Origin of the sequence: Methylotuvimicrobium sp. KM2 (assembly GCF_038051925.1) — a bacterium.
Lineage (GTDB): Bacteria > Pseudomonadota > Gammaproteobacteria > Methylococcales > Methylomonadaceae > Methylotuvimicrobium.
This window is the reverse complement of sequence record NZ_CP150634.1, coordinates 430,942-449,275: the sequence shown is the minus strand read 5'-3', so window position 1 is coordinate 449,275 and position 18,334 is coordinate 430,942. Positions and strand designations below refer to the sequence as shown.

The window sequence follows — 18,334 nt, the reverse complement described above, 5'->3', positions numbered from 1 at the left end:
CAGGCATTGATTTCTAAGGACGCGTGAACCCAGCACCTAAATAATCCAAAATTGTTTATCATAGCAAATGGATTATGGTATTTAGGTGCTGGGTGAATACATCCCTGTAAGCTCTGACTGCAACGTCCTGTTGCAGACAGCCTTATAAATCAATGCCTGACACCTTCTCAAACATGACTTATGCTGAATAATTACAAATTATGTTTTACGCTTAACTTCCAATATATTCGGTAATTGACTGATTCTGCCGAGCACCGAACTCAACTGGGCGGTGCTTTCGATATTGATCGTCATCGTCAGTATCGCCGATAAATCCGGATGCGTTTTTAATGAGGCATCGATAATATGTGCCTTAGCATACATCATGATCCGAGTCACGTCGCTGAGCAGATTTTGCGCATTGAAGGCATGAATAATAATCGGCACATTATGGCGCGATGGCTGCTCCGAACTCCATTCGGCATCGATCAATTGCGGCTGTTGTTCTGGACTGAGAGTCAAAATATTTTCGCAGTCGCGCCGGTGGATTGTGATACCACGCTTATGCGAGATGAAACCGATGATATCGTCGCCTTTGACCGGACAACAGCATTGCGCCAAACTGGTTACCACATTATCGATACCGGCAACGGTGATAACCGATTTTGCCGTCGGCTTGCTCTCGCTTCCTCTGGAGGAAGGATAGGCGGGCTCTGCGAATTCGGGAATTTTCAGCGCGGCTACCAACTGCCGATTGGTGATATCGCCGCGACCTATCGCTTCATAAAAAAGCTCTGCATCGTTAAATTTGAAATAGCTGAGCAATTCATCCAGCTCAACCGCCTTCAAGCCTAATCGTTTACTTTCCTTATCCAGAATTTGTTTGCCGAAAACAACATTTTCGGCTTGCTGCTGTTGTCTAAACCAACTTCTGACCTTCGAGGCCGCGCGCGGCGTTTTTAAATAACCCAAGTTCGGATCGAGCCAGTTATGATTCGGCTCGCCGTTTTTAACCGTAATGATCTCAACCTGATCGCCCGACTTGAGCTTATAAGTTAAGGGCTTGATACGTCCGTTGACTTTCGCGCCGCGACAACCGTGACCGATTTCGGTATGTATCGCATAAGCAAAATCGAGAGGCGTGGAACCTTTAATTAGATCGATCAATTTTCCGGCCGGCGTCAACACAAAGACCCGGTCAGAAAAAAGCTCGGTTCGAAAATTTTCGATTAAATTTTCGCCGCTATCCTTATATTCCAGCAATTGACGCAACGAAGCGATATTCTTTTCGGTTGCGGCATCGTGCTTACTGCCTTCCTTGTAACGCCAATGCGCGGCAACCCCTAATTCAGCAAATTCATGCATCGAACGGGTACGAATCTGGATTTCGATACGATTACCTTTTCGGTCGACGATCACGGTATGCAAGGATTGATAACCATTTTCCTTGGGGTTGGCGATGTAATCATCGAATTCTTTAGGAATGTATTTCCAATGGCTATGCGCCAAACCCAATACGCTATAACAAGCCGTCAAGCTATCGACGATCACGCGCACCGCAAGCAGATCGTAAAGATCGTCGATAGCTAACTGCTTGCGGCGCATTTTGTTCCAAATGCTGTAAATATGCTTGGGCCTTCCATAAACTTTTGCCGTAAGACCTTCTTCCTTAAGAATTCGACGGAGGTCTTCTATGAATATTTGAATACAATCTTCACGATGAATGCGCTTATCGGCAAGCGATTCGGCAATGCGCTTATAATTATCCGGCTCGAGATAGCGAAACGCTAGATCCTCAAGCTCCCATTTAAATTGACTCACCCCGAGCCGGTTCGCCAACGGCGCATAGACATCCAGGGTCTCTTGCGCGATAAACCGCCGGACACCCGGTTCTTCCGCCGATATCCCCCGCAGACGCTCAATACGATAGGCCAGCTTGATCAGCACCGAGCGCACATCGTGCGTCATCGCCAATAGCATTCGTCTGAGCGTTTCATTTTGATTGGGCTCGTGTGTCAATTCCGGGCTGTAGACCCGTAAATTATTGAGCCAATTGACATCCTTGACTAAACCCGCAACCGTTTCGCCGAATTGTTGCTTAATTTCGACCGCGGCTAAACGACCGGCTAATCGCGAATCGCTTAATAACGCAGCCAGTATGCTGGACAAATCGCTATAAACACTACCCAAAATCATCGCGACCGCAATCCCTTTTGGTCTAATATTAAGCGAATTACTGTCAGCCTCGTCGACAATAGCCAAGGCCTTTTCAATTTGAGCGGCATCTTCGGCGGAAAACCCTGAAAATAATTGCTCGATTGACGGAAGTTGTTTTTTCATTAGGCGATTGTAAAGGATTCGAGAAAGTTGGCAATCATGATAGGCTATCGCGCGTTAATGTTGAGGCTCATTCGCTCGAAACTCGGATATTCTGTTTTTATATTGTAAGGGTAACTCAAAGATTATGAAAATCACTGTATTTGGAAGCGGTTATGTCGGACTGGTGACAGGAACTTGCTTAGCGGAAGTGGGTAATGATGTGATCTGCATGGATATCGACGAAACCAAGATCGAAAAACTCAAGCAAGGCATCATCCCTATCTATGAGCCTGGACTGGAAGCCATGGTTAAAGAAAATCAGGAAGCCGGCCGTTTGCGGTTTACCGCCGATGTCAAAGAAGCGGTCGGTCATGGTTTATTTCAATTCATCGCGGTCGGAACGCCGCCTGACGAAGACGGCTCAGCCGATTTGCAATATGTTCTTGCGGTCGCTAAAAGCATTGCCCAACACATGGAAGGTTATCGAGTCGTAATCGATAAATCCACGGTACCCGTCGGCACTGCCGACAAAGTCAAAGAAGCCATGACCCACATACTTCAAGAACGAGGCAAGAATGATTTGGAATTCGACGTTGTGTCGAATCCCGAATTTTTGAAGGAAGGCGCCGCGCTCGACGATTTCATGAAGCCGGACCGTATCATTGTCGGAACCGACAATCCAAGAACCGCCGAATTACTCAAAGCACTCTACGCTCCGTTCAACCGCAGTCGCGAACGGGTTATCACGATGGATATTCGATCTGCCGAATTGACTAAATATGCCGCAAACGCAATGCTGGCAACCAAAATCAGCTTCATGAACGAACTGGCTAACTTGGCCGAAAAACTGGGCGCCGATATCGAACATGTTCGTCAAGGCATCGGTTCGGACAGTCGCATCGGTTACAGCTTTATCTATCCGGGCTGCGGCTACGGAGGCTCATGCTTTCCTAAGGATGTCAAAGCATTGGAACGGACCGCAAAGCAAGTCGGATATCAAGCCGAGTTATTAAATGCCGTCGAAAATGTCAACGACCGGCAAAAAAAACGTTTATTCGAAAAAATCCGGCATCATTACAACGGCAACTTGAAAGGTAAGGTTTTCGCAATCTGGGGACTGTCGTTCAAACCCAATACCGACGACATGCGCGAAGCGCCAAGCCGAGTGCTACTGGAAGCCTTGATCGATGCCGGCGCTACCGTTCGAGCTTACGACCCTGAAGCTTTGGAAGAAGCCAAGCGCATTTACGGCAATAAAAATGGCTTAATTTATGCCGAAGACCAAAACGAAGCATTGGAAGATGCCGATGCGTTAGCGATCGTAACCGAATGGAAGCAATTCCGCAGTCCGGATTTCGATCATTTGAGTCAAGCCTTGCGAGACAAAGTTATTTTCGATGGCCGAAATATGTTCGAGCCTGCATTTGTCAAACAAAGCGGTTTGGCTTATTACGCGATCGGACGTTAAGAGACATCATCCTAAATTCGGCAGCTCAACCATGAAGCACATGAAGTTCATGAAGTATTTCAATAGATTACCTAAACATTGCAGCTAACCTTTCAGGTGAGCGAAAGTTGTTCATAAACGAATGACAAGTTATTGAGTTAACTTCTTATTCTTCATGATCTTCATGGTGAAATGCTTTTTCTAGGATCATCGGTTTTTTCCTGTTTTTCGCTAAATATGCTTGAATTATTAGCACGAATGACTACTATTGCTAGCGAATAGACTAAGGCGATCGTGGTTGGCTATAAACTTAGACTGTTCAATTGTTTTATCCCACTTTAAGTTAAACTTAATAAGAGAGAAAAATATGAACAAAATCTTAGCATTATTAGCACTACTTTCGTTTAACGCGTTTGCGACACCGGTTAACATCAACAATGCCGATGCTCAAACGATTTCCGAAGCATTGAAAGGCATTGGCTTGAAAAAAGCCGAAGCGATCGTGCAATACAGAACCGAAAACGGTGACTTTAAATCCGTCGAAGAATTGGCCAATGTTTCCGGAATCGGAGAAAAAACAGTTGAAAGCAATATGGCCGATATCTTACTTAGCGATCCCGCTAAAAAATAATCCACTTCGTTAACCGAAACAACCGGTTGGCAATTAAACCAACCGGTTGTTTTATCCTAGAAAAAGCATTTCACCATGAAGATCATAAAGAATAGGAAGTTAATTCAATAGCTTATTACGCGTTTGTATAGAACTTTCGCCCACCAAAAAGGTTAGCGAGAAGGATTTGGTAAGTTCTTGGAATCCTTCATGAACTTCATGTGCTTCATGGTTAAACTGCCGAATTCAGGTTTATAGTGTTCGCTAATCAAAATTAGGCGCCGACTCGCTCCACACTCGGAATATTTTGCGGCACGATCGCTCTATATAACCGACACAAACCCACAACAAGCTATCGAATTAAAGAATAATTTTTCATGAGCTTCATGGTAAACGGTAAACAGCTTTTTCTGGATTGATTCATAACAGCCCCAGACTTCCGCCGGCTATATATATTTTGGTTTTCTAGCTTCTTAGAGGGTAAACATGGGCTATATGCTCGCTTAATGATCCTAAATTCACTTCATTAGCAGTTATGTTTTTTAACCCCTTTTCTTCTAAACTACCAATTACTTTATTAAAACTTTCAACTCCTTCTTGGTAGGCTGATAAATATTTTTCGGAAGAAGACATTTTTTCCGGGTGCTGCCGACAAATAGTCATGCCATGCTTCGGAAACAAGCGTTCAAAAAAGTGTAGGTTGGTAAGCCCGTTGATCTTGGGATTCGTTATGCCCGCAAAACTCGCGGCCACAGCTACCGACCCTGCTAAATAGCCGATCAAATAATCATCCTGCAATACCGATACCGGCAAAGCCCCGTCATTACTAGACCTTATATCGTGAAGAATCGGATGGAACAGTCGTGCGACTGACTCGGCAATTTTAACGTTTTTCGGTTTTAAGAAGTCCAGCATTAGCCCTCCGGAACGATCGCTGTGATTAAAAGTATGTGGATCAAAAATCGGCATTACCGTTGTATTTCGTGCTTTCAACTGTTAAAGCAAACATAGCCTTCATCAAGTCCTTCTGATCGCTGTTTTGTTTTTTTCTTTACGCCTGAATAAACTGCTGTATTGATGCAGCAGCAAGGCGCCCATGATTAAGCCGGCGCCAATTAGAACCTTTTCATTAAGTGGTTCGCGGTTGACCGCATTGCCGATCAATAACGACATAACCGGCGTCACTAAGGTGATCAAGGCAACCTTTGTCGCGGGAACATGGATCAGCACATAATAATACAGAGCAAATCCAATCGTCGTGGCAACGGCTCCCAAATACACAATCGATAAAAGGCTCTGCGCCGGAATGATATCGGGCCAAACGCCGTCGCCTCGGTACCAGGTAATCAAATACAACGGCACAGCTACTAATAAACCGCCGGTCACTTGCGTTACCGACGGCAAGGCCGCCCCGATGCGTTTGACTAAAACCGAGCTGGCCGATTGCAAAAATGACGCAAGCGTCACGCCGCCAATACCAATTGCTGCATCCCGGCTAATACCCATAGCAGTGCCGAACATCACGAATAAGCCGGCAAGCCCCAAGCCATAAGAAATTAATTGCAATAAGCCGAGACTGCGTTCATTGAGCCATAATGCCGACATGAACGCAGTCAACATCGGCGTCAACCCGAAAATGACTGAGATCCAACCGGACGGAATAAACTGCGCGGCCCAGTAAACCGAAAGCATCGCTCCGTAAATTTGCAACGCCACCGCAAAATAAGTCAACCATGCCTTTCGATCGACAGGAAATTTGCGCCGGGCAAATAAGACAAAAGGCAACAAACAAGCTAGTCCAATGACCATACGCGCGGCAACGCCGAATAAAAACCCCGGACCTTCGCCGCTCCATTTTATCGCCAACGGCGTTGTCGACCACAGTACGATGATTGAGCAAAAAGCCAGAAAAATGCGCATCTAAAAGAACACGGGCTAAACTTGCAATTTAGTGACAAATAACACCTTGAAGCTATGAGATTTACCGAGAAAGGAATCTAGGGACCACTCCCACAGAACACATCTTTCATCTTTCATCTTTCACTTTTTTCCTCGTTCCCAAGGTCCACTGTGGGAACGAGGAAAAAGAAAAATAATTTAGAGCCCAATCCTAAATCTCATTCATTATCGTCAATTCTTCAGGGTAAGGCGACATATAATACGATTGCTCGATAAAAGGGTCCGGTTGCCTGCGAAAATGATGACGAAGCAGCGTGATAGGCACAATTAACGGCAACAGTCCCAAGCGATAGCGCTCTATCGTTTCGGTCAATTCGGCTTTGTCGTCCGCATCGAGCGATTTTTTCAAATAACCTTGAATATGCTGCAACACATTGACATGATTACCCCGGCTTGCCGTTTTTTTAAGACAGCGCATTAAGGCAGTACCGTATTGCCCTGCAATTTCCTGGGCGTTGCCTTTAACGGCACTGGCGGCTAAGCGCCCGAGGTCCCTCGCCTCGTTCTGATCGTGGCTCATCGCAATCAGTTTATGTTGGCTGTGAAAAACCGTTAGCCGGCTCGGTGTTATCGGCTCAGCGCACAACAATTTCCAGCGATACATCACATAGACCCGTTGAATAAAATTCTCGCGCAACCTCGGGTCGCCTAAACGCCCCTCTTCTTCCATCGGCAACAGCGGAAAATTGTCTTTGACGAATTGCGCGAATATGCCCGTACCGACTCGATCCGCATGATCCTCTCGATATATTTTGACTCGCGCCATTCCGCAACTCGGCGAATCCTTCTTCAGGATATAACCACACAACCCATCCAGCCAGTGCCGCTGTTGTTCGGAGCAGCTAAGCAATTGATCGGTCACATCGATACTATGATCCTTGACGCCGACGCAGCGAACACCTGCATCGGTATATCTGAGCTGAATTGTCGGGCGAGGAATGCCCATGCCGCTTTCGACTTCCGGACAAAAAGGCACAAACTCGAAATAATAGCTCAAGGTTTTACGAATATAGGCATTGCTTTTATGACCGCCGTCAAAACGGACCTCCTCACCAAGCAGGCAACTGCTGATGCCAACCCTGATTTTATGTGCGTGTTCGTTCATCATAGTCACTCCATGGTGCCATATCCAAGCGCTATCAATCTGCTGCTTTCGACAACCGCTGATAACGGTTTTTAATAGATTCCAGACGCCTACGATTGGTTCCAAAGTCGGAATAACCGACACGCGATGCGGAACGCAAATGAATTTGCCGGTTACCGGAATCGAGTCTGGCTTCAACGTCATCAGTAAAACGCAGCATCGGCGTTTTGAAAATCGCCCAGAGATAGTCGCCGGAAACACTTTTCAACTCGCCTCCTTCGCCGCTAATTGCCTGCTGCAACTTTTGCCAGGCCTCGTCCGCCGAAAGGTCGCCGAAGGCTATCGGTTCAATATCGTCCTGTTCACTGTTCACACAGTTAGGCGAACCCGGGCAATTTTTCAAGTGACCGTCAACCAAGCCAGGCGCGCTTTCCGCCTGAGCATTTTTAATGAACCACGCAAAACATAGCATTATCAATATCTCCCGTTTAATCATCACTCCCCCATTTTGCCTTGATATAGTCACGCCGGACCGCAAAAATCCGGTCGAGCCTGTCGGCAATCAATAATTGATTGAGTATAACGCCTAGCCAACCCAAAGGCATCGCGTAAAACATGATATCTTCTAAAACAACGTCTTGGCCTTGTTCTGTCAGACGCACTTCATGGCTCCAAAATTTGAAAGGCCCGATTCGCTGTTGATAAATAAAATAATTCGGTTCATCGCAATGGCTAATTTCCGAAAGCCATGTCATCGGAAAGCCGAATACCGCCTTCATGCGATAAGCGATCAATAAGCCGGCATAGATTCGATCCGGAACGTCGGACGTAATCCTCACGTTGAAAAAATCCGGCGTAATGTCATTCAGATGATGGGGCGACGAAAAAAAGTCCCACGCTTCCGACAAAGAAAGCCTCAATGACTGACGTCGATAAAGGCGATATAGCTTCACGGTGTTTGTGTTTGTTCGGTATAAATCAACTGATCGACCGCAAAACCCAACGCCTTCGCTTGAGCAACCAATCGCTCGACAATCTCAGGGGCTAGCGTCGGCGTCCGCGATAAAATCCATAAATAATCGCGATCGGGACCCGTAATCATCGCATAACTATAGTTTTCCTTATCCAATGCAATGATGTTGTAACCGCCGTAAAACGGCCCGAAAAAAGAAACTTTCAGACGACCGATATCGGGCCGGCCAACGAAATAAGCCTTGCCTTCGGCGCTATCCCATTCCTGGTATTCGGTATTGTAACCCTTGTTGATTACCTTAAGACCGCCATCTTCTCTCAAACTGTATTCGGCGGAAATATGGGTCAAACCTCTTTCAAACCGGTGATCGAGTCGAGCTATCTCATACCATTTTCCTAGATAGCGCTCGACTTCGAAATTGCCGACCGGCGTAATACCTTCCGGCAAATCGACGCATCCCGTTAAAAATAACAATCCGATTAATATGATACGTTTCATGGTTTTCCTGTGTTCAAACATTGAAATTTGAATAGTGTGTAGGACATCGCGTACCGTTTCACAAGCCTTACCGAGTTATAGAGCCTAAAAAAGGTACATGATGCGTACCTTACGACTTATTGACTATTTCCTTAATTTTTATTTTCGTGAAAAAATGCTTTTTATAGGCTTATCTTTACAGTAACGTTCATGAAGGCCCAGCAATCGCTCCGGCAAATGAAAGTGCGAGGGGCGGCTGGGTGCGGTCACTCGCCCGACAGGACGCCGTGAATACGTCCATGTAGGCTCGACGGCGGCTCCCTGCCGCCGACGCCTGTCGGTCGAGCAACCGCACCCTCGTCGGAGCCCGCATTTGCTCTGCCGAGCTACGTTTATCAAAAAATTAGATAAAGAGTCCGAATCTACGAACTTTCACAGTAACGCCAATTTGCCGTTTCATTCAATCCCGCGAAACATCGCCTTGGCCTTTTCGCTCTCTAGCCGGTGATCGACGATCGGTTTCGGATAGTCGCAGGCCGCAAACTTTTTATCCCAACGGTGAATTATACTCGGTGCGAACGGGCGTAATTCGGGTATCCACCGGTAAATATACTCACAATCCGCATCGAACTTCTGCTGCTGCAACCAAGGATTGAAAATTCTGAAATAAGGCTGGGCATCGCAACCGGTCGACGCGGCCCACTGCCAGTTGCCGTTATTCACGCAGGGATCGTAATCGACCAAGTGCCGCGCGAAATAACGCTCGCCCCAGCGCCAGCTAATATGCAAATCCTTGACTAAAAAAGACGCGGTAATCATCCGCACACGGTTATGCATATAACCGGTTCGATTCAATTCGCGCATCCCGGCATCGACGATCGGAAAACCGGTTCTTCCTTCGGCCCAGGCATAAAACTGTGCGTGATCATTTCGCCACGGCAATGCGTCGTATTTGCGCACGAACGCATGCCCGAATACCTCGGGAAAATGGTAAGCGATATGCATAAAAAAATCGCGCCAGTAAAATTGACGCAGCAAGGGATGATCGTCACCCAACACGCATTGTACGGCATAGAAAGCTTCGCGTATCGAAACGGTGCCGAATTTCAAATGCGCCGATAACATGCTGGTCGAGGCCAAAGCCGGGTAATCCCGCCGGTTTTGATACTCTTTAATGTTTTCCAGGGCATCGAATATTGCCAACGCCTGTCGACGCCCGCCCCGCACGTTCGGACCGTCATTCGTTTTGAGCGGCTCGTAGTCGTACAACGGGCATTCCGGCGGCGCGCAAAAACTGCCCTCCGCCAAGGTTTGCGGCAAGCCGACAGGAATCCTTCGCGCATTATTGTAAAAAGCGGTAAATACTTTATAAGCCGAGCCATCGCTTTTGAGGGACTGTTCCGGCTCGTTCAATAGCACATCCGCGCATGAATGCCATGCGATGTCGAGCTCGATACAAACTTGCTGCAAACGATAATCGCGATGCCGACTGAACGGCGTGTAGTCACGGTTGACAAATACGGCCTCGATACCGCAAGCAAGCACCCAATTTTTTACTATTTTCTCGGGTTCGCCGCGCACAATAGTCAAACATGCGCCGCGCTCTCGAAATTGCTCCCGTAAATCGTCCAGACTTTGTAGCATGAATTGCAGCGCCGGCCTACTTTGATAAGGATGCTCATCAATCTGAGACGGATCGAAGATAAAACAAGCCTGCACTTGTTCCGACAAGCGCAATGCCTCATTGAGAGCCGTGTTGTCATCGATACGCATATCGCGGCGAACGACATAAAGTGATTTGTTATAGCAAGTCATCATTTGGCAATATTATTTTCTGCTCGCCAGTCTATCCTTAAATTTTTCGAACGCCAGTCTCGGGCGATAATATATACTTCGAACTCAGTAACCTACTGCTACCGTTAAGTTAAGCCGTCACCGAAGCAAGTAATGCTTGAATTCAGGCTCTAATGTGCCTCAAAAGCTTGCCATCCATGGCACTAGATTCCGCCAATCCATGGCGGAATGACGGGGTTAATAGCAGTGACTCAGCAACCCGGACTTCCTAAGCCAGCAAAACCATGAATACGACTGCCACGCACGACACCATTGACAGCTCCGAAACCCAAGGCGGCCACCCGTTACATGTCGTCATCGTCGGCGGTGGCTATGCGGGTTTGTCGGCCTTGATAACGCTGAGAAAAGCGACTCCCGATGCACGCATCACGTTGATCGACCCGAAGCCTTGGCACTTGATCATCACGAGACTACACGAAACCATACATAGGCCTCTAGAAAGCATTCGCATTTCCTATAAGACATTGGCCGAACGTTTTCAATTCGACCATCGGCAATACGCCCTCGATATCGATGAAAACCGGCTAAAAGACTGGCAAGATCAACGGGCTATTAAGACCGACACGGAAATGCTGCCCTTCGATTTTATGCTGATAACTACCGGAGCCTCTTCCGGTACGCCGCTTCGCCGGCCTAATTTTTATGATCTGACCGCATTGACACTGAATTCAGGGGCCGAAATTCTTGAACGCTTTGTTAGCAATGGCGGACCGGAAAAAACGATCAATCTTATTGGAGGCGGCCCAACCGGCATACAGTTCGCTTTTGAAATAGACCATGTCTTAAAAGCGATGCATGCCGATTTTCGGCTGAATGTGTACGATGCGCATGCAAAATTGCTGGGCCGATTTCCGCATGCATTCGGCGATTATGTCGAACAACGTATGATCGAAAAGCGTATTGCGTTCATGCCGGAGTGGCGTTTTGAAAGTAGCGCCGAACAAATGGCGTGCCTGGTGCATAAACAGGGCGAACATCGTGATATTTCGGATTCGCAGCTAACCTTGCTGCTCACCGGAAAAAAACCGCAGACGCTATGGCATGCCAATAGTTCAGGACAAATCCGCTTAGGCAAGGAAACACTGACACGGATTTTTACCGCCGGCGATTGTTCGCATTACGACATGATGGGGTCGAACTCGATGACGGCTCAATCGGCTCTGCGTAAAGGCCGCGCCGCAGCCAAAAACATTCTGTTGGAAGCCGGGTTGACGCGTTTTTGTTTACCTTACATGCACCGCGATATCGGCTATGTATTGAGCCTTGGCCCTTCAGATGCGGTCGGTTGGGTCGGTAACCCCAACAACATCGTTAAAGGCGTGCCGGCCTACTTGATCAAGGAAACGACTGAAATACAATACGACCTTTTGCTTTCCGGCGTGGATAGCTATATCGGTTAAATGAACGGGATAACTGTTGTCTTATCTCGTTAAAGTGGTAAGTTAATTATTAAGCCACGATTAAGATAGGCTTCAAAATAAAACAAAAACCAACCGGTGATTGCCCCATGAATAATCACGGATATCCGAAATCGGCGGTCGGATGACTAAGTTATCGACCTTCGAAAGAAAATGCATCATTTTTGTAATTGCTCTGCTTCCTTTGCTGCTGATGCTATGGAACGCATTGACCGACTCACTGGGTCCTAACCCGGTCGAAGCGCTGGCGCAAGAAAGCGGCATCTGGTCGTTAAGGTTTCTGCTGATTACGCTGGCATTTACGCCGGCTAAAATGCTATTTAAACAACCCGGCCTGCAAAAATACAGACGCATTGTCGCTTTGTTCACTTTTTTCTATTGCTCGGTGCATTTTCTCATATACATCGGCTTCGAACATTCTTTCAGCTTCGCTCTAATTATTGAAGACCTCTACAACAGTCCCATTGTAATGGTGGGTTTATTGGCTTATCTCCTGCTCGTCCCGTTGGCCGTTACATCAACCAATAACATGATGAGAAAACTCGGGAAAAACTGGAAAAAACTGCACAGCGCAGTCTATGTGATCGGCTTACTCGCTATTTTGCATTTCGCCTTGACCGTAAAAGCCGACCTGACACGACCTTTGTTTTACGGTTTCATTTTATTAGCATTGCTTGTCATCCGAGGCGTTGTCAGGAACAACAAAAAAACTACCGCCAGCAAAACTGAAGCCGTTAAGGAACGAACATGAAATAACTTAGACAACTGTCGGAAGGGGGTTTGGTGGCTCGATTGACAGGTGTCGGCGGCAGGGCAGATTTTTGCTCCTGCAAAATCTGCATTCATGCCATCCCTGGCAATCTGATAGCCGCCGTCAAGCCTAGATGGACGTATTCACCCAGCACCTAAACTCCATAGCCCATTGGCTATGGTTAATTAACTTGGATAATTTAGGTGCTGGGTTCATGGCGTCCTGTCAAGCGAGTCACCGAACCGCCGCAAAGCCTACTACTTGCATAAGTTATTTTGTGCATATTCCTAAGGATTAACGATTGCCAAAGCGACCGCTTCCGCCACCTTGATACCATCGACGGCCGCAGACAGAATGCCGCCGGCATAACCGGCCCCTTCTCCGGCAGGAAATAAACCCTGAGTATTCAGGCTTTGCAAGCTCTCATCCCGTTTGATACGGATCGGCGAAGACGTTCTTGTTTCGACGCCGGTCAATACCGCATCATGCATTGCAAAACCTTTGATTTGTTTGTCGAATGCCGGTAACGCTTCTTTGATCGCCTCGATCGCAAAATCCGGCAACGCCGATGCCAAATCGCATAAATGCACCCCCGGCGTATAGGACGGCAATACCGAACCTAAACGGGTGGAAGGCCGGCCCGCCAAAAAATCGCCGACCAATTGCCCCGGCGCATCGTAATTACCGCCGCCTAATTCAAAAGCTTTTCGCTCCCATCGGCGTTGAAACTCAATCCCGGCCAAAGGGGTGCCGGGAAAATCGGCCGGAGCGACATCGACGACGATCGCGCTATTGGCGTTTCGTTCGTTGCGCGAATATTGGCTCATACCGTTGGTCACGACATGACCAGGCTCCGAGGTTGCCGCGACCACCGTACCGCCCGGGCACATGCAAAAACTATACACTGCGCGACCGTTACGGCAATGATGCACTAATTTGTAATCGGCCGCACCCAATAACGGATGTCCGGCCTGCGACCCGAAACGGCATTGATCGATCATCGATTGAGGATGTTCGATCCGAAAACCGATAGAAAACGGCTTGGCCTCGATATAGACACCCCGTCGATACAGCATGCCAAAAGTATCCCGCGCACTGTGACCAACCGCCAACACGACATGCTCGGTATCGATACGCTCACCTCCGGCAAGCACTACGCCCTTGACCTGACCATTGTCAATTTCGACATCCTCGACCCGGCTTTGAAAACGAATTTGACCGCCCAAGGCTTCAATCTCGGCGCGCATCGATTCAACCATTGAAACCAGCCTAAACGTACCGATATGCGGTTTATTGACATAGAGTATTTCAGGCGGCGCACCGGCTTTGACGAACTCGGTCAAAACTTTACGACCGCGATAGCCCGGATCCTTGATTTGGCTATAGAGTTTGCCGTCCGAAAAGGTACCGGCACCGCCTTCGCCGAACTGCACATTCGACTCCGGATTAAAGTCTCGCTTACGCCACAACCCGAAAGTATCGACAGTCCGCTCACGCACCGCCTTACCTCGCTCCAGAATAATCGGCCGAAATCCCATTTGCGCCAAAACCAAACCGGCAAACAAGCCGCAAGGCCCGGTACCGATAACAACCGGCTGTTTGGTCAGACCATCGGGCGCCTTCGCAACAAAGCGATAAGCCATATCCGGCGTCGGACGAACCTGCGGATCCTTGGCTAAACGCTGCATAATTTCCGCTTCTTTCGTGGTTTCGACATCCACCGAATAAATCAGCATGATCGCGCCGCGCTTGCGGGCATCATAACTGCGTTTAAATATCGTAAATTTCAGTAGCTCGGAAGGTTTAATGGCTAATTTTTCGATAATCGCGGTTTTCAGTTGGTCCGGTTGATGATCGAGCGGCAATTTTAGTTCGGTCAGTCGCAGCATGCTACTTAGGCAAGATGATTTAAAGCCGCGGATTATTTCATAAATATCATTTTCGCACTTGAAATTTCGAAGCGGTCGGAGCTCCCCTCAAAACGCTCGTTCCCATGCTCTGCGTGGGAATGCCGCTTTAGACGCTCTGCGTCGACTGCGGCGGACAATTGGATTGAGAAACCATAGTGAGTGTAGCGTAGCTCTTGTCGGCATTATCGACCTCTGGGGACGCAGAGCGTCCCGGGATGCATTCCCACGCAGAACTTAGGAACGATAAAAAAAAATTTATATATCTATCAACCAGTTTACAGCCAAAAAATTGTTTTATTTGGCTATTTCGTGGGGATACCTCAGGGCATTGGCGCCAACTTAAGTAACGTTCATGAAGGCCCGGCAATCGCCAGGCAAATGAAAGTGCAAACTGTGGTGGATGCGGTCACTCGCCCGATAGGACGCCGTGAATACGTCCATGTAGGCTCGGCGGCGGCTATCCCTGCCGCCGACGCCTGTCGGTCGAGCAACCGCACCCTCCTCGGAACCGGTGTTGTTTTTCATAAAGCGGCAAATGCACCATAGAATGAGCGCTAAGTTGGCGCTTATGATACCTCAGGGTCGGAGCCAGTTTTTTTATGATTTTTTCAATCGCCGTCTTCCGCCGCTCAATACTCTCGCAAAATCGGAATTGAGCTACAGCCCGCCTTAGATTTTGTTCCGGTTCGGAAACTTTAAAATAAACATTGCCAGACAAATAGTCGGTAAAAAACCGCAAACCTAATTCAAATGGAATCAGCCGTATCGCCGGATAAAGATAGAAATAGTCGTGCTCGGTAAAAAACGCTCGCGTTTCGGTCAAGTAATGCGTTAACACCGCTTCGCAAATCGCCGTATCGAAATCGTCGGAACTTTCGATATGGCATAACGAACGGATGCAATCGCCTATGTCGTAATGGACCAGACCGGGCTTGACGGTATCTAAATCGATCAGACTGATAACCCGATGCGTATCGCGGTCAAACAAAAAATTATTCAATTTAGGATCGCCATGAATCACGCGCTCGGCCAATACTCCTCTTTTTTTTGCCTCTTCCAACACTTCCGGTAACGCTTGTCGTCTCTCGATATAATCAGCGCAATACCGAACCTCTGATGAATCTTGAATTGCCGCCTTCTGACGAACTTGTTGATATTGCCGTAAATAAGCCGGCGCGATATGAAATCCGGGCAAGGTATCGTGCAAACGATCAACACTCAATCCACCGGCTAAACGATGAAAATAACCTAACGCAAATCCTGCTTGCTCGGCTTGCTTAATGTCTTCGACCGTTTCGAAGCTCATCGTATTTTCGAGATATTGCAGCGCTCGCCAGATCTCACCCCGCGCATCTTGATAATAAGATTGACCGGAAATTGTTTTGACGATAGCAGGAATACGCAGCTTAAGGTCGGATTCAGCTTGTTGCGTTATATAGGTATTCAGTTCGGTCAAGTTGGTCATAATCAACTTAGGTTCGGCAAAAACCCGACTATTGATCCGTTGCAAAACAAAACGCCCGGATACCGTATCGATTAAAAAAGTATCGTTGATTAGACCGTTACCCAAATCGCTGATTTGGGTGATAACCGATTGCGTAAACCGAGACGCTATCTCATGCATGTGACTTTACACTGAAAAAGGATAAATATTAGACGCTCTGAGTGGAACAAAATAAAAGAAATCGAACCAAAAAGGATTATATCCAATCTTGGTTGATAGATATTTTTTCTGCTTTCGTAGCCACATAACACAGTTGCAGGTGAATAGTAATGGTGTTAATTTGCGGTTTAAAGCTAACGCCCTAAGCCGGAAACAAAGAGCGCTCAGCGAGCCCCCTAAAATCGCTAAACTTAGTAGCCGAGAATATAACTTACTTAACTATTTCAAATCCTTACGCTACTAGATAAATCACTGGATCGTTTCAAAATAACAAGCAACATGTGGTACTGACATGATCATTTTTATGAGAAGAATTCCGTCTGACACCAACAAATTTGAAATCAAATCATTCATCGAGCCGGCACTGAACGGAGGATTGTTTACCAAGAAAGGCTACATTAACACAATAAAAATATTACAAATAACAGACAGCACTCGTAACACCCATGAATTTCACGGGCTAGTCAGAATCGAACCCGACTCGGCCGGAGCAAGAGTGATAAAAAAGCTCAACAAACAACCAATTAACGGAAAAATGATTATCGTGCGTGAATATTTTCACCGCTGTTGGCAAAACGATCCTCGGCTCAGAAAAAACCATTCCGATATTACATTTGCAGACCGAAGAAAAGGCGATAGGCGCCGCAAAACACTGGAAGTCGCAGAAATGCCATTTGAACCGTAACCAACTTTCGAAAGATTTGCGGCAATTGAGCCGAGAGCTATCATTTTTGGTCCCGGCTCAATAGCTCCTGTAACAGACTCTGCAATGCTTCCCGTTGTTTATCGATGTGGAAACGATGTGAAACGACGATACTTATTAACGAATTCAGTGCGCGTTCAAACACATCATTGACAATCAAGTAATCGTATTCGCCGTAATGGCTCATTTCCGTCACCGCATCGCGCATGCGCCGAGCAATTGTTTCCTCGCTATCCTGCCCTCGATTACGCAAGCGCTGCTCCAATACGCTAACCGAAGGCGGCAAGATAAAAATAGCAATACAATCCGGCAGCATTTTTTTAATTTGTTGCGCCCCTTGCCAATCGATTTCGAGTATCACATCGACCCCTTGATTAAGGCTGTCCTCAACGGTCCGCCGAGCGGTTCCATAATAGTTATCGAACACCTGTGCGTGTTCAAGAAATGCCTGCTCGGAAAGCATTGTCTTAAACTCGTCGACCGAAACAAAAAAATAATCCTGCCCGTCGGTTTCGCCGGGACGTTGCTGCCTCGTCGTATGGGATATCGAAACGGTCAGCTTGTCGAGTTCCGCCGTTAACTGTTTAACCAAACTGGTTTTACCAGCCCCTGAAGGTGCGGAAATGATATAGAGATTGCCGGTTGTCATGACTCAAAGTGTATAAAATAAAAGTGATGCATTCAGCTGAGCATTATATGTTGTTCATTCTTTCTAGGGAAACTTAGGAAAAAACTCATGGCAACTCCTGCCGAGTAATTGCTCAGACCCCTATCTTTTCCATGCTCCAGCGCTTGCCGTTATACACATCTCTTTGAAATACGCTGTTGGCCGTTTAGCGCGATGACAACATCCCGCAATCACGGGAATTCTGTAGGGTACGCTGTGCGTACCATGGCGACCCCGCCAATATTAATCCAAACCCTTGTAGTTTGACCTGGCTAGGGTTTCGGACCTTAGGTACGCGTAGCGTACCCTACCATTTATGCATAACGATGAACGTAGAGCGTCGAAACGAGAATGGCCGAATTTTCATCTACGATAAGTAGAGTTTCTGATAAACCGTACACTCAATAATTTCAACCAACACCACACAAAAAGCGCCCAAGCAAAAGATAACCCTAAAAAAAACGGCTTAATAACAGCAGGTCTGATACAATGCCGCTAATTCCGGCGCACTTCAGTCTGC

Annotated in this window: 16 protein-coding genes; 5 read left to right on the top strand and 11 right to left on the bottom strand. The window is 47.2% G+C overall.

The window, feature by feature from the left end; all coding sequences use genetic code 11:
• Window positions 1–198 precede the first annotated feature (198 nt).
• Window positions 199–2,319 carry a bifunctional (p)ppGpp synthetase/guanosine-3',5'-bis(diphosphate) 3'-pyrophosphohydrolase gene (locus WJM45_RS02030; protein ID WP_341327339.1) on the bottom strand — a complete coding sequence of 707 codons (2,121 nt, stop codon included), beginning with the start codon at window positions 2,317–2,319 and terminating at the stop codon, window positions 199–201.
• A 124-nt stretch (window positions 2,320–2,443) separates the two neighbouring features.
• On the opposite strand from WJM45_RS02030, the gene WJM45_RS02025 reads away from it, so the two are divergent.
• Window positions 2,444–3,766, top strand: coding sequence for a UDP-glucose/GDP-mannose dehydrogenase family protein (locus tag WJM45_RS02025; protein ID WP_341327338.1), 1,323 nt, complete (start codon window positions 2,444–2,446; stop codon window positions 3,764–3,766).
• 346 nt (window positions 3,767–4,112) lie between these two features.
• Window positions 4,113–4,376 (top strand): helix-hairpin-helix domain-containing protein, encoded by a 264-nt coding sequence (locus tag WJM45_RS02020; RefSeq protein ID WP_341327337.1) that lies wholly within the window; start codon window positions 4,113–4,115, stop codon window positions 4,374–4,376.
• 444 nt (window positions 4,377–4,820) lie between these two features.
• On the opposite strand, the gene WJM45_RS02015 is transcribed toward WJM45_RS02020, so the two are convergent.
• The 7 genes from WJM45_RS02015 to WJM45_RS01985 form a co-directional block, all read right to left on the bottom strand.
• Entirely contained in the window at window positions 4,821–5,324 is a 504-nt protein-coding gene (locus WJM45_RS02015; RefSeq protein WP_341327336.1) for a hypothetical protein, read from the bottom strand.
• Between the two features lie 48 nt (window positions 5,325–5,372).
• The gene (locus tag WJM45_RS02010; protein WP_341327335.1) at window positions 5,373–6,275 is read right to left on the bottom strand and encodes a DMT family transporter; all 903 of its coding nucleotides are present in this window, start codon (window positions 6,273–6,275) and stop codon (window positions 5,373–5,375) included.
• Window positions 6,276–6,465: 190 nt separating this feature from the next.
• Complete coding sequence (locus tag WJM45_RS02005) at window positions 6,466–7,422, bottom strand: DUF523 and DUF1722 domain-containing protein (protein WP_341327334.1); 957 nt, start codon at window positions 7,420–7,422, stop codon at window positions 6,466–6,468.
• 31 nt (window positions 7,423–7,453) lie between these two features.
• Window positions 7,454–7,870, bottom strand: coding sequence for a DUF1499 domain-containing protein (locus WJM45_RS02000; protein ID WP_341327333.1), 417 nt, complete (start codon window positions 7,868–7,870; stop codon window positions 7,454–7,456).
• Between the two features lie 16 nt (window positions 7,871–7,886).
• Window positions 7,887–8,351: an SRPBCC family protein gene (locus WJM45_RS01995; protein ID WP_341327332.1), complete on the bottom strand. Its 465-nt coding sequence runs from the start codon at window positions 8,349–8,351 to the stop codon at window positions 7,887–7,889.
• Window positions 8,348–8,869, bottom strand: a complete 522-nt coding sequence (locus WJM45_RS01990; protein WP_341327331.1) for a lipocalin family protein — start codon at window positions 8,867–8,869, stop codon at window positions 8,348–8,350. Before WJM45_RS01990 ends, WJM45_RS01995 begins: the two co-directional genes overlap by 4 nt.
• 435 nt (window positions 8,870–9,304) lie before the next feature.
• On the bottom strand, window positions 9,305–10,666 hold the full coding sequence (locus WJM45_RS01985; RefSeq protein WP_341327330.1) for a deoxyribodipyrimidine photo-lyase: 1,362 nt from the start codon (window positions 10,664–10,666) through the stop codon (window positions 9,305–9,307).
• Window positions 10,667–10,926: 260 nt separating this feature from the next.
• On the opposite strand from WJM45_RS01985, the gene WJM45_RS01980 reads away from it, so the two are divergent.
• Window positions 10,927–12,102: an FAD-dependent oxidoreductase gene (locus WJM45_RS01980; RefSeq protein WP_341327329.1), complete on the top strand. Its 1,176-nt coding sequence runs from the start codon at window positions 10,927–10,929 to the stop codon at window positions 12,100–12,102.
• Window positions 12,103–12,244: 142 nt separating this feature from the next.
• Window positions 12,245–12,871: a protein-methionine-sulfoxide reductase heme-binding subunit MsrQ gene (locus tag WJM45_RS01975; RefSeq protein WP_341327328.1), complete on the top strand. Its 627-nt coding sequence runs from the start codon at window positions 12,245–12,247 to the stop codon at window positions 12,869–12,871.
• A 287-nt stretch (window positions 12,872–13,158) separates the two neighbouring features.
• Here WJM45_RS01975 and WJM45_RS01970 read toward each other — a convergent pair whose 3' ends face one another.
• Window positions 13,159–14,760, bottom strand: a complete 1,602-nt coding sequence (locus WJM45_RS01970) for an NAD(P)/FAD-dependent oxidoreductase (protein ID WP_341327327.1) — start codon at window positions 14,758–14,760, stop codon at window positions 13,159–13,161.
• Window positions 14,761–15,238: 478 nt separating this feature from the next.
• Window positions 15,239–16,405, bottom strand: coding sequence for an aminoglycoside phosphotransferase family protein (locus WJM45_RS01965; RefSeq protein ID WP_341327326.1), 1,167 nt, complete (start codon window positions 16,403–16,405; stop codon window positions 15,239–15,241).
• A 331-nt stretch (window positions 16,406–16,736) separates the two neighbouring features.
• On the opposite strand from WJM45_RS01965, the gene WJM45_RS01960 reads away from it, so the two are divergent.
• Window positions 16,737–17,129, top strand: coding sequence for an RNA-binding protein (locus tag WJM45_RS01960; RefSeq protein ID WP_341327325.1), 393 nt, complete (start codon window positions 16,737–16,739; stop codon window positions 17,127–17,129).
• Between the two features lie 40 nt (window positions 17,130–17,169).
• Here the strand turns inward: WJM45_RS01960 and gmk are convergent, their stop codons facing one another.
• Complete coding sequence (gene gmk / locus WJM45_RS01955; protein ID WP_341327324.1) at window positions 17,170–17,796, bottom strand: guanylate kinase; 627 nt, start codon at window positions 17,794–17,796, stop codon at window positions 17,170–17,172.
• Between the last annotated feature and the right edge of the window lie 538 nt (window positions 17,797–18,334).

Bases quoted from the DNA above. Each gene is read 5' to 3' on its own strand.
- WJM45_RS02010 (WP_341327335.1), bottom strand. From the start codon at position 6,275: ATGCGCATTTTTCTGGCTTTTTGCTCAATCATCGTACTGTGGTCGACA.
- gmk (WP_341327324.1), bottom strand. From the start codon at position 17,796: ATGACAACCGGCAATCTCTATATCATTTCCGCACCTTCAGGGGCTGGT.
- WJM45_RS02005 (WP_341327334.1), bottom strand. From the start codon at position 7,422: ATGATGAACGAACACGCACATAAAATCAGGGTTGGCATCAGCAGTTGC.
- WJM45_RS01980 (WP_341327329.1), top strand. From the start codon at position 10,927: ATGAATACGACTGCCACGCACGACACCATTGACAGCTCCGAAACCCAA.
- WJM45_RS02000 (WP_341327333.1), bottom strand. From the start codon at position 7,870: ATGCTATGTTTTGCGTGGTTCATTAAAAATGCTCAGGCGGAAAGCGCG.
- WJM45_RS01975 (WP_341327328.1), top strand. From the start codon at position 12,245: ATGACTAAGTTATCGACCTTCGAAAGAAAATGCATCATTTTTGTAATT.
- WJM45_RS02030 (WP_341327339.1), bottom strand. From the start codon at position 2,319: ATGAAAAAACAACTTCCGTCAATCGAGCAATTATTTTCAGGGTTTTCC.
- WJM45_RS02025 (WP_341327338.1), top strand. From the start codon at position 2,444: ATGAAAATCACTGTATTTGGAAGCGGTTATGTCGGACTGGTGACAGGA.
- WJM45_RS01960 (WP_341327325.1), top strand. From the start codon at position 16,737: ATGATCATTTTTATGAGAAGAATTCCGTCTGACACCAACAAATTTGAA.
- WJM45_RS01965 (WP_341327326.1), bottom strand. From the start codon at position 16,405: ATGCATGAGATAGCGTCTCGGTTTACGCAATCGGTTATCACCCAAATC.
- WJM45_RS01985 (WP_341327330.1), bottom strand. From the start codon at position 10,666: ATGATGACTTGCTATAACAAATCACTTTATGTCGTTCGCCGCGATATG.
- WJM45_RS01990 (WP_341327331.1), bottom strand. From the start codon at position 8,869: ATGAAACGTATCATATTAATCGGATTGTTATTTTTAACGGGATGCGTC.
- WJM45_RS01970 (WP_341327327.1), bottom strand. From the start codon at position 14,760: ATGCTGCGACTGACCGAACTAAAATTGCCGCTCGATCATCAACCGGAC.
- WJM45_RS02015 (WP_341327336.1), bottom strand. From the start codon at position 5,324: ATGCCGATTTTTGATCCACATACTTTTAATCACAGCGATCGTTCCGGA.
- WJM45_RS02020 (WP_341327337.1), top strand. From the start codon at position 4,113: ATGAACAAAATCTTAGCATTATTAGCACTACTTTCGTTTAACGCGTTT.